Below are 10,451 nucleotides of genomic sequence, written 5' to 3'. Positions count from 1 at the left end.
CCTCCGGCGGCGGGCGCCCCGGTCGAGGGCGCGTCGGGCGCGGTGCCCCCTCCGGCTCCGCCGGCTCCGGGCGCCCCGATCGCCGGGGCTTCCGGCGTGGCGGCACCTCCGGCTCCGCCCGCGCCGGGTGCTCCGGTGGGTGATGAGGCCGGTGTGGTAGCGCCCCCGGCTCCGCCCGCTCCCGGGGCTCCCATCGGCGATCACGCTGGTGTGGTGGCGCCTCCGGCTCCGCCTGCGCCGGGTGCTCCGGTGGGTGATGAGGCTGGTGTGGTGGCGCCTCCGGCGCCGGGTGCGCCGGGTGCTCCGGTGGGTGATGAGGCTGGTGTGGTGGCGCCTCCGGCGCCGGGTGCGCCGGGTGCTCCGGTAGGTGATGAGGCTGGTGTGGTGACGCCTCCGGCGCCGGGTGCGCCCGGGACTCCGACCGTCAGCACGGTCGAGACGTTCTCACCGCCCGCTCCGCCGGCCCCGGGCACACCGTCGTCCGGCACGGTGGAGACCTTCTCGCCGCCTGCCCCTCCGGCACCCGCTACTCCGGCGGGCTCGTCGGTCGAGGTGGCGTCGCCGCCGGCTCCGGGTGTTCCGGGTGGGCCTGCCGGTGGCGAAGTGAATGTGGCGGCTCCTCCGGCCCCGGGTGTGCCTGGCACACCGGTGCACTCCTCGCTCGAGGTGGCGACGCCGCCGGCACCCGGCGTTCCCGGCGTGCCGATCGAGGCGTCGTCGAGCGTGGTGACACCTCCGGCTCCGGGTGTGCCGGGTGTGCCTGCTGGTGGTGAGGTGAGTGTTGCGACGCCTCCGGCTCCGGGTGTGCCGGGTGCGCCGGTGGTCAGCGAGGCCGGGGTGGCGACGCCTCCGGCTCCGGGTGTGCCGGGTGTGCCTGCTGGTGGTGAGGTGAGTGTTGCGACGCCTCCGGCGCCGGGAGTGCCTGGTGCACCGGTGAATTCGTCGCTCGACGTGGCCACACCGCCGGCGCCGGGTGTGCCGGGTGTGCCTGCTGGTGGTGAGGTGAGTGTTGCGACGCCTCCGGCGCCGGGAGTGCCTGGTGCACCGGTGAATTCGTCGCTCGACGTGGCCACACCGCCGGCGCCGGGTGTGCCGGGTGTGCCCGCTGGAGGTGAGGCGGGTGTCGTGACGCCGCCCGCTCCGGGTGTTCCGGGTGCTCCGGTGGTGGGGGAGGCCGGTGTTGCGACACCTCCCGCTCCCGGTGTGCCGGGTGTGCCTGCCGGTGGCGAGGCGGGTGTCGTGACGCCGCCGGCTCCGGGTGTTCCGGGTGCTCCGGTGGTGGGGGAGGCCGGTGTTGCGACACCTCCCGCCCCGGGTGTGCCGGGTGTGCCTGCCGGTGGCGAGGCGGGTGTCGTGACGCCGCCCGCTCCGGGCCCGTCCGGCGCACCGATCGATGCGGCCGCCGCAGCGGTGGCGCCCCCGGCGCCACCTGCCGCACCGGTTTTCGGTGACGCCGGTGCCATCGCTGCGGGTGGCCCCGGTGGCGGTGCTCCGGTTGAGGGTGCCGGGGGAGCTGTCAGTGCGGGCGCGGGTGGCCCGGGTGGCGGTGCTCCGGTTGAGGGTGCCGGGGGAGCTGTCGGTGCGGGCGCGGGTGGCCCGGGTGGCGGTGCTCCGGTTGAGGGTGCCGGGGGAGCTGTCGGTGCGGGCGCGGGTGGCCCAGGTGGCGGTGCTCCGATTGATGCGGCTGCCGCGGCTGTCGCGCCGCCGGCTCCGCCCGCACCCGGTGCGCCGATCTTCGGCGAGGCCGGCGTCGCAACCCCGCCGGTGCCGGGTGCTCCCGGTGGTGGGGGTGCGGTGCCTGCCGGTGTGGTGGCCCCGCCGGTGCCGGGCGTTCCCGGTGGCGGGGGTGCGGTGCCTGCCGGTGTGGTGACCCCGCCGGCGCCGGGTGGTCCCGGCACGCCCGCGATCACGACGGTGCCCGGCGCGACACCGGGGACTCCGCCGGTGCCGCCCGCGTCGACCGGCAGCCCGGTCAACGCGGGTACGCCGACGTCACCCGGCACACCCGGAACGTCTGTCGGCGGACCGGTTCCCGGCAACAACCCGGTTCTACCGCCCGCTCCGGGAGGATCCACCAGCGTCAACACCGGCACGCCGAGGTCGCCGATCCCCGGAACACCCGGCAGCTCGGTGGCGCTCGAAGATCTGCTGACGCCGCCCGGAGTGATCCGCTCGGTTCAGGGCGCCACGTCCTCGGTCGCCGGCATCCTGCCTCCGCCGCCCGCCCCGGTGCCCGGTGGTGCCGGATCGGTCAGTGTGGGTGTCCCCGCGCCGCCCGACCCGTTCACCCCGCTCGCCGCGACGAGCCTGTCGAATCTGGTGGCGCCGCCGTCGCTGAGTATCCCGTCGATCCCGGGTCTGCCGGTGCCGTTGCCGAGTGAACTGCCCACGCCGTCGGACCTGCTCTGCGTCGGCACGGATTGGTCGGCGACGCAGGGTGATTCGGCTGCCGCTCCGGTAAACGCCGAGATCCCGCGGGCACTGGTCACGGGTACCGCCCCGGTCGGTGACCGACGTGACCGGTGGGACACCCGGTAACGACGCCGCGGGCGACCTCGCCGCCCGTCCTCCCGCCACCGGGAGTGCGGGCGGCCCGGCTCGCTTCGAGCACGGGCGTGTCACACGTGCGCCTGGGGCTTGCGGCCTGTAGCCGCACTCACCTGCCCGCCACGTGCATTGAACCGCAGAACTCCCGGCTGCCTCAGGCCTCCGAAGTCTGTGCGTCGGCGACCAGGTTCGTGGCGACCTTGATCAGCGGAACGTTGCTGTCCTGAGACAGCTTGCGCAGCAACTCGAACGCCTGAACGGCGTCCACGCGGTAGCGCTCCATGATCATGCCCTTGGCCTGGCCGATCACGTCCCGACTGGCCAGCGCCCGGCGGAACTGTTCTTCGCGGCGCGCCGAGTTCCATGCCACCGACGAATGTGCGGCGAAGATCAGTCCGAGAGTGCGCGACTCGTCCGTGAAAGCCCCCCCACTTTCGGAATAGATGTTGAGCGCACCCAACGTCTCCCCGGCGATGAACAGCTGGAACGCCATGATCGACCGGACAGGTGTCTCGGCCAGCGCATCACGCCGATAGTTCGGGAAGCGCTCGTCGGTCTCCAGATCGCGGACGTGGACGGTCTTTTCGTCCCATGCCGCGGTCAGACACGGCCCTTCCAGATGACGCTGCTGGATCTTGTCCAGCAGCAGCGGCCAATGGTGGGTCGCTGCCGGGGTTTCGATCTGTTTCGCGTTGCGAGTCAACGTGATTCCGGCGTACTGAGCACCCGGGATCTCCGCGGCGGCGAGTTCGGCCAATTCGGCGACCACGGTCTCTGAGTCGGTGTCAGGCCTGTTGTGCAGGCCCTGCACCAGCTCGGCCACACGCAGGTGCGCAGCCTCCATGGCAGCTGGATCGCTCATCCCTCACCGTCCGATACTCACGCGTCAATATGGCTCTTAAGGCTACCGCCGAGCCCGACGGTCGGTGCGGGCATGCGGAATGTCGCTATTGTGACCGTTTGGCGCGGTAGCCGTCATACCGGAAGGCCGGGCCGGCGCCCGTCCGGCAGCCTTTCCGTTCCGGGCAGCGCGCTGCCAGCGAAATCGGAGGCACTCGGTCAAAGCGCCCGCAGGTACCGGTTGGTGATCACCCGCTGCACCAGCGAGGTCACCGGGGAAGCCAACCGACTCCACCATGTCGCGTGCCGGGAGAACGCGGTCACCTCCGCGTGCACGAGATCGGTGGCGGGGTCGTAGCGCACGAGGAAGAGTTCCTCTCCAGACTCGGCGTGGCCGGGCAGCGTGCCGTAGGCGAAACCGCGACGATCGGGCTCGTCGACGACGTAGACGACCCGGCACGGGGCGATCACCGGTCCCAGATGCACCAGCACCTCGGCGCCGACGGTTGCCACCGGCGCCGTGGCCTCCACCCGCAGCCCCGCCCCGCGCAGCATCCCCCAGCGCATGCCTTCGGCGGCGGCCCGCTCGAACCGGTCACGGCCGCGTCCGATCACCGACGACTTGTGCAGATGGTGGTAGCCGCCGGGCATGTCCGAGGCGGTCGCCCCCACCTCCGGATAGGTCAGCGCCGTGGCGGCCAGGTCGGTCAGTCTCACCATGTCAGCTTGTCATCGCCCGCGTACCGTCGGAGCGGTGACTGCCGCGAACGCACCGACCTTCACCCTCGGCGGCGACCTGACTGTCCACCGACTCGGCTTCGGCGCTATGCGCCTCACCGGTCCCGGCGTGTGGGGCCCGCCCGCCGACCGCGACGAATGCCTGCGGGTACTGCGCCGGGCGGTCGAACTCGGCGTCGACTTCATCGACACCGCGGACTCCTACGGCCCGTACATCTCCGAGGACCTCATCCACGAAGCGCTGCACCCCTACGACGGTGTCGTCATCGCGACCAAGGCGGGCCTGTTGCGGACCGCGCCGGACGTGTGGGAGCCGCTAGGGTTTCCGGCCTACCTGCGGCAGGAATGCGAGATGAGTCTGCGCAGGCTGGGGGTCGACACCATCGACCTGTTCCAGCTGCACCGCATCGACCCGAAGTTCCCCGCCGAAGACCAGGTCGGTGAGCTGGCGGAGCTCCAGAAGGAGGGCAAGATCCGGCACGTCGGCCTTTCCGAGGTCGACACCGACCAGCTCGCCGCGGCGCGCCGGGTCACCGTGATCGTGTCCGTACAGAACAAGTACAACCTCACGATGCGCGACTCGGAGCCTGTGCTCGACGTGTGCGAAGCCGACGGCATCGCGTTCATCCCGTGGTTTCCGCTGGCCGCGGGTCCGCTGGCGGCTCCCGACGGCCCGCTGCAGCGGATCGCGGCCGACCATGGGTGCTCCCCGTCGCAGCTGGCGCTGGCCTGGCTGCTCAAGCGTTCGCCGGTGATGCTGCCCATCCCGGGAACCTCGAAGGTCGCCCATCTGGAGGAGAACGTGGCGGCCGCGCAGATCGAGCTGACCGACACCGAGTTCGAGACACTGAGCAACGCCGGCGCCGCCGCGAGTTGAGCAACCAATACGGTGAGCGGGTGAGCACCAACAAAGCTGCCGACGCCCGCGTCGGTACTGGTTTCGACGCCCGCGTCGGTACTGGTTTCGACGCCCGCGTCGGTGGCGGGTTCAACCCGCCCGAACCCACCAACCGCGGCGGCCCGGACTACGGGCGGTTCGTCGAAGCGGTCCGCACACTGCAGGACCATGCCCGCGCTGCGGACGCGCCCGACGCGGTGATCACTGAGGCCGCCGACCTGATCGAGAAGGTCTCGGCGCTGCTGGCGCCGTACGACGCCGACGAATGGTCGTCGCCGTCCGGCCGGCGGATGGACCTGCCCAACCGCGGCAACATTCTCAGCCCGCCGATCGACCTGCACCTGACCGAGGACGGCCGCGTCGCCGGCACCGCCCGGTTCCGTCGCTACCACCTGGGCCGCAACGGCGCCGCGCACGGCGGCGCGGTGGCCCACCTGTTCGATTCCCTGCTGGGGTTCACCGCGTTCAAACTCAGCGGCAACAAGGCCCAGCGCACCGCCTTCCTGCACGTGGACTACCGCAAGATCGCGCTGATCGGCGCCGAGCTCCAGGTCGAGGCCCGGATCGACGACATTGTCGACCGGAAGATCTTCGTGTCGGGCAGGCTTCTCGACGGTGACGACGTGCTGGCCGACGCCCATTCTCTGTTCGTCACGTTGAAACCCGGGCAGCCGTGAGCGAGCGCGGCGGGGTACGCGGACTCACCCGCAGGTGGGCGCGCTGGAGAGACCGGCTGCGGGACCGCCGGGGCCTCGATCTCGCCTACCGCATCGCGGTCGGTGTGGTCGGGCTCCTGGTGCTCGCCGTCGGAATCCTGGCGATTCCGTACCCCGGCCCAGGCTGGGCCATCGTCTTCCTGGGCCTGGTGATCCTGGCCACCGAGTTCGAGTGGGCACATCGCCTGCTGAAATTTGCACGCTCCCGCTACGACGCCGCGATGGACTGGTTCAAACGTCAGGGCCTTTGGGTTCAAGCGCTCGGCGCGCTCTTCACCTTCGCGGTGGTGGTGGGCACGCTGTGGTTGCTGGGGGCGCTCGGTTTCGCCGGCGGATTGGTCGGGATGGACTACCCGTGGCTCAAGAGCCCTATTGGTATCGGGAGCTGAGGCCCAGCACCGATAGCATGGTCGCGATCGATCCACGACCCGCACCTGAGAGTTTGGAGAGCCCAGCGATGAGCGCCCCCGCCCGCCCCGCCCCCGCAGCCTCGATCCGGGTGGCTGCCGGGACGACCGCCGGGCAGGCGGTGCGTGACGCGGGCCTACCGTCCCGGGGGGCGCCCGACGCCATCGTCGTGGTTCAAGATCCCGAGGGCCGGCTGCGCGACCTGTCCTGGGTTCCCGACGCCGACGTCGAGGTGATCGCTGTGGCCGCCGACACCGAGGCCGGCCGCAGCGTGATCCGGCACTCGGCCGCCCATGTGCTGGCCCAGGCGGTGCAGGACATGTTTCCCGACGCCAAGCTCGGCATCGGCCCGCCGATCACCGACGGCTTCTACTACGACTTCGACGTCGCCGAGCCGTTCACCCCGGAGCATCTTGAGGCGCTCGAGAAAAAGATGCGCAAGATAGTCAAGGACGGTCAGCTGTTCGAGCGCCGGGTGTTCGAATCCATTGACCAGGCCCGCGAAGAGCTCGCCGCGGAGCCCTACAAGCTCGAGTTGATCGACGACAAGTCCCGCGCCGACGACCCGGAGGTCATGGAAGTCGGTGGCGACGAGCTGACCGCCTACGACAACCTCAATCCCCGTACCCGGGAACGGGTTTGGGGCGACCTGTGCCGCGGTCCGCACATTCCTACCACCCGCTACATCCCGGCGTTCAAGCTGACCCGCAGCTCGGCGGCCTACTGGCGCGGTGATCAGAACAACGCCAGCCTGCAGCGCATCTACGGGACTGCTTGGGAGTCCCAGGAAGCGCTCGACCGCCATCTCGAGCTGATCGAGGAAGCTCAGAAGCGTGACCACCGCAAGCTCGGCGTCGAGCTGGACCTGTTCAGCTTCCCCGACGAATTGGGTTCGGGTCTGCCGGTTTTCCACCCCAAGGGCGGTGTGGTGCGCCGTGAACTGGAGGAGTACTCGCGCCGCAAGCACATCGAGGCCGGCTACGAGTTCGTCAATACGCCGCACATCACCAAGGAACAGCTCTACATCACCTCCGGGCACCTCGAGTGGTACGCCGACGGCATGTTCCCGCCCATGCACATCGACGCCGAGTACAACGACGACGGCACGGTGCGCAAACCCGGTCAGGACTACTACCTGAAGCCGATGAACTGCCCCATGCACCATCTGATCTACCGGTCGCGGGGGCGCTCCTATCGGGAACTTCCGTTGCGGCTCTTCGAGTTCGGCAGCGTGTACCGCTACGAGAAGTCCGGTGTGGTCCACGGGCTCACGCGGGTGCGGGGCATGACCCAGGACGACGCGCACATCTACTGCACCCGCGAGGAGATGCGCGACGAGCTCGCCCGGCTGTTGCAGTTCGTCCTGGATCTGCTGGCCGACTACGGTCTCGACGACTTCTACCTGGAGCTTTCGACCAAGGATCCGGACAAGTTCGTCGGCTCCGACGAGATCTGGGAAGAAGCCACCGAAACCCTGCGTGAAGTGGCCGAATCCTCAGGGCTGCAGCTGGTGCCGGATCCGGGTGGCGCGGCGTTCTACGGCCCCAAAATCTCGGTGCAGGTGCGTGACGCACTGGGCCGGAGCTGGCAGATGTCGACCATCCAGCTCGACTTCAACATGCCCGACCGTTTCGAGCTGGAATACACCAGCCCCGACGGTTCCCGTCAGCGCCCGGTGCTCATCCACCGGGCGCTGTTCGGGTCGATCGAGCGGTTCTTCGGCGTGCTCACCGAGCACTACGCCGGAGCCTTCCCGGCCTGGCTGGCGCCGGTGCAGGTGGTCGGCATCCCGGTCGCCGACGACCACATCCCGTACCTGCAGGACGTGGCAGCCCGGCTGCGCGCGAACGGCATCCGCGCCGAGGTCGACACCAGCGACGACCGGATGGCCAAGAAGATCGTCAACCACACCAACCAAAAAGTGCCGTTCATGCTGCTCGCGGGCGACCGCGACGTCGAGGCCGACGCGGTGTCCTTCCGGTTCGGGGACCGCACCCAGATCAACGGGGTGCCGCGGGACCGAGCGGTCGAGACCATTGTCGAGTGGGTGCGTCGGCGCGAGAATGCCACGCCCACAGCCCAACTCGTCGAGGTCAATGCTGAAGCGGGCGAGGGGTGACGTGGATCCCGAGGACACGATCGTAGACCGCGGCGTTGGGGACCCGGACCGTCTGCAGCGGCTGTGGACGCCGCACCGGATGACCTACATCGTCGACGCGGTCAAACCCGGATCGGCGTCGTCGGCGGAGCCGTTCACCGACATCCCGACCATGTCCGACGAGGACGGATTGGTGGTCGCTCGCGGGGAACTGGTGTACGCGGTGCTCAACCTGTACCCGTACAACCCGGGTCACCTGATGGTGGTGCCGTACCGGCGGGTGGCCGAACTGGAGAACCTGACCGACGACGAGAGCGCCGAGCTGATGGCGTTCACCCAGAAGGCCATCCGCGTGATGAAGGCGGTGTCGCGCCCGCACGGTTTCAACGTCGGCCTGAACCTCGGCACTTCGGCGGGCGGATCGCTGTCCGAACACCTGCACATGCATGTCGTGCCGCGCTGGGGCGGGGACGCCAATTTCATCACCGTGATCGGCGATTCCAAGGTGATCCCACAGCTGCTGCGCGACACCCGCAAGTTGCTGGCCACCGAGTGGGACAGGCAGCAGTGAGCGACTTCTACCTGATGACCCGCGCCGCCTACGCCAAGTTGTCGCGGCCGGTGGCCAAGGGGGCCCTCAAGCTGGGACTGACGCCCGACAGCGTCACGATCCTGGGTACCGCAGGCTCGGTACTTGCCGCGCTGACCCTGTTCCCGATCGGGCAGCTGTGGTGGGGCGCGGTCGCGGTCTCGTTCTTTGTGCTCGCCGACATGCTCGACGGCGCGATGGCCCGGTTGCGCGGCGGCGGCACCCGCTTCGGGGCGGTGCTGGACGCCACCTGCGACCGCATCAGCGACGGCGCGGTGTTCTGCGGTCTGTTGTGGTGGGCCGCATTCGGGTTGCACAGCACGCACCTGGTGGTCGCGACGATGATCTGCCTGGTCTCATCGCAGGTCATCTCCTACATTAAGGCCCGTGCGGAGGCCAGCGGGCTGTCCGGCGACGGCGGTTTGATCGAACGGCCCGAGCGGCTGGTCATCGTGCTCGTCGGCGCCGGACTGTCGGATCTGCCGTTCTTCCCGCTGCCCTGGTTGCTCGATGTGGCGATGTGGGTGCTGGCGGTGACCAGCGTGGTGACGGTGGGGCAGCGGTTGCACAGCGTGCGGACTTCCGCGGCGGCGATGGATCCGCTCCCGGTGCCCGAAGCCGGCGACACGCCGGAGGCCACCGACCAATGACGGAGCACCCGGTCGGGTCGGGACACGGCATCGGGCGACTGTTGTCGGTGCCGTCGACGTTGAGTGGCCACCTGACCGACTGGGGGTATGCCGCGGGCTGGCGTCTGGTGCGCGCGGCCCCGGAGGTTTTGGCGCGCAACACCTTCGACGCCGGAGCGTGGTGGGCGTCGCGCAACGGCGGGCCTGAGCAGCTTCGCAGGAACCTGGCCCGGGTGGTCGGCACGGCGCCCCACGACGTCCCCGCGGATCTGATGCGCGCCTCGCTGGCGTCCTACGCCCGGTACTGGCGGGAGGCGTTCCGGCTGCCCGCGATGGACCACGAGGATCTGGCCAGCCGCCTGCACGTCAACGACATCGAGCTGCTGTGGTCGGCACTGGAGGCCGGCCGTGGGGCCGTGCTGGCATTGCCGCACAGCGGGAACTGGGACATGGCCGGGGTGTGGCTGGCCCAGCACCACGGCACCTTCGCGACGGTTGCCGAACGGCTCAAACCCGAGTCGCTGTATCACCGGTTCCTGGCCTACCGCGAAAGCCTCGGGTTCGAGGTGGTGCCGCTGTCCGGAGGTGAGCGGCCGCCGTTCGACGTGCTGCGGGACCGGCTGCGCGACAACGGTGTGGTGTGCCTGATGGCCGACCGCGACATGACGCGCACCGGCGTCCCGGTCGACTTCTTCGGCGAGCCGAGCAGGCTCCCCGCGGGCCCGGCCAAACTCGCGCTGGCGACCGGGGCGGCGCTGTTTCCGGTGCACTGCTGGTTCGAGCCGGACGACTGGGGCATGCAGGTCTACCCGGAAGTGGACACGTCCTCGGGGGACGTCATCGCGATCACCCAGGCCCTGGCCGACCGGTTCGCGAAGAACATCGCCGCCCACCCCGAGGACTGGCACATGATGCAGCCGCAGTGGCTGGCCGACCTCTCCGACGAGCGCAGGGCCCGCCTGGAGGCTTCCCCGTGAGCGCTTGCGCG

13 protein-coding genes are annotated in these 10,451 nt (G+C 70.1%); 9 read left to right on the top strand and 4 right to left on the bottom strand.

What is annotated here, in order from left to right:
• Both ACXMYJ_RS18935 and ACXMYJ_RS18930 read right to left on the bottom strand, forming a co-directional pair.
• On the bottom strand, positions 1-194 hold a 194-nt coding region (locus ACXMYJ_RS18935), incomplete at its 3' end, for a hypothetical protein (RefSeq protein ID WP_460358401.1).
• 6 nt (positions 195-200) lie between these two features.
• On the bottom strand, positions 201-1,463 hold the full coding sequence (locus tag ACXMYJ_RS18930) for a hypothetical protein (protein ID WP_460358399.1): 1,263 nt from the start codon (positions 1,461-1,463) through the stop codon (positions 201-203).
• Here ACXMYJ_RS18930 and ACXMYJ_RS18925 point away from each other — a divergent pair.
• The gene (locus ACXMYJ_RS18925) at positions 1,448-1,870 is read left to right on the top strand and encodes a hypothetical protein (RefSeq protein ID WP_460358397.1); all 423 of its coding nucleotides are present in this window, start codon (positions 1,448-1,450) and stop codon (positions 1,868-1,870) included. The two genes, ACXMYJ_RS18930 and ACXMYJ_RS18925, sit on opposite strands and share 16 nt — an antisense overlap.
• Entirely contained in the window at positions 1,795-2,538 is a 744-nt protein-coding gene (locus ACXMYJ_RS18920; RefSeq protein ID WP_460358394.1) for a hypothetical protein, read from the top strand. Before ACXMYJ_RS18925 ends, ACXMYJ_RS18920 begins: the two co-directional genes overlap by 76 nt.
• Before the next feature lie 163 nt (positions 2,539-2,701).
• On the opposite strand, the gene ACXMYJ_RS18915 is transcribed toward ACXMYJ_RS18920, so the two are convergent.
• Together ACXMYJ_RS18915 and ACXMYJ_RS18910 are read right to left on the bottom strand one after the other, a co-directional pair.
• Positions 2,702-3,409 (bottom strand): GAF and ANTAR domain-containing protein, encoded by a 708-nt coding sequence (locus ACXMYJ_RS18915; protein WP_260751934.1) that lies wholly within the window; start codon positions 3,407-3,409, stop codon positions 2,702-2,704.
• 197 nt (positions 3,410-3,606) lie between these two features.
• Positions 3,607-4,104, bottom strand: coding sequence for a DUF1990 family protein (locus ACXMYJ_RS18910; protein ID WP_460358392.1), 498 nt, complete (start codon positions 4,102-4,104; stop codon positions 3,607-3,609).
• 37 nt (positions 4,105-4,141) lie between these two features.
• On the opposite strand from ACXMYJ_RS18910, the gene ACXMYJ_RS18905 reads away from it, so the two are divergent.
• From ACXMYJ_RS18905 to ACXMYJ_RS18875, 7 genes are all read left to right on the top strand, one after another.
• On the top strand, positions 4,142-5,002 hold the full coding sequence (locus ACXMYJ_RS18905; protein ID WP_460358389.1) for an aldo/keto reductase: 861 nt from the start codon (positions 4,142-4,144) through the stop codon (positions 5,000-5,002).
• A 20-nt stretch (positions 5,003-5,022) separates the two neighbouring features.
• A complete protein-coding gene (locus ACXMYJ_RS18900; protein WP_460358387.1) occupies positions 5,023-5,700 on the top strand; it encodes a PaaI family thioesterase in 678 nt (225 codons plus the stop codon).
• Entirely contained in the window at positions 5,697-6,128 is a 432-nt protein-coding gene (locus ACXMYJ_RS18895) for a TIGR02611 family protein (RefSeq protein WP_260751938.1), read from the top strand. Before ACXMYJ_RS18900 ends, ACXMYJ_RS18895 begins: the two co-directional genes overlap by 4 nt.
• A gap of 68 nt (positions 6,129-6,196) precedes the next feature.
• Positions 6,197-8,266 (top strand): threonine--tRNA ligase, encoded by a 2,070-nt coding sequence (gene thrS, locus ACXMYJ_RS18890; RefSeq protein WP_460358384.1) that lies wholly within the window; start codon positions 6,197-6,199, stop codon positions 8,264-8,266.
• Positions 8,244-8,816, top strand: coding sequence for an ATP adenylyltransferase (locus ACXMYJ_RS18885; protein WP_443188723.1), 573 nt, complete (start codon positions 8,244-8,246; stop codon positions 8,814-8,816). The genes thrS and ACXMYJ_RS18885 overlap by 23 nt, the downstream gene beginning before the upstream one ends.
• Positions 8,813-9,484 (top strand): phosphatidylinositol phosphate synthase, encoded by a 672-nt coding sequence (gene pgsA, locus ACXMYJ_RS18880; protein ID WP_443188724.1) that lies wholly within the window; start codon positions 8,813-8,815, stop codon positions 9,482-9,484. The genes ACXMYJ_RS18885 and pgsA overlap by 4 nt, the downstream gene beginning before the upstream one ends.
• Positions 9,481-10,440, top strand: coding sequence for a phosphatidylinositol mannoside acyltransferase (locus ACXMYJ_RS18875; protein ID WP_460358381.1), 960 nt, complete (start codon positions 9,481-9,483; stop codon positions 10,438-10,440). Before pgsA ends, ACXMYJ_RS18875 begins: the two co-directional genes overlap by 4 nt.
• Positions 10,441-10,451 lie beyond the last annotated feature (11 nt).

Source organism: Mycobacterium sp. ZZG, assembly GCF_054786995.1.
The sequence above is the reverse complement of the archived record's forward strand: the minus strand, read 5'-3'. Positions and strand labels throughout refer to the sequence as shown.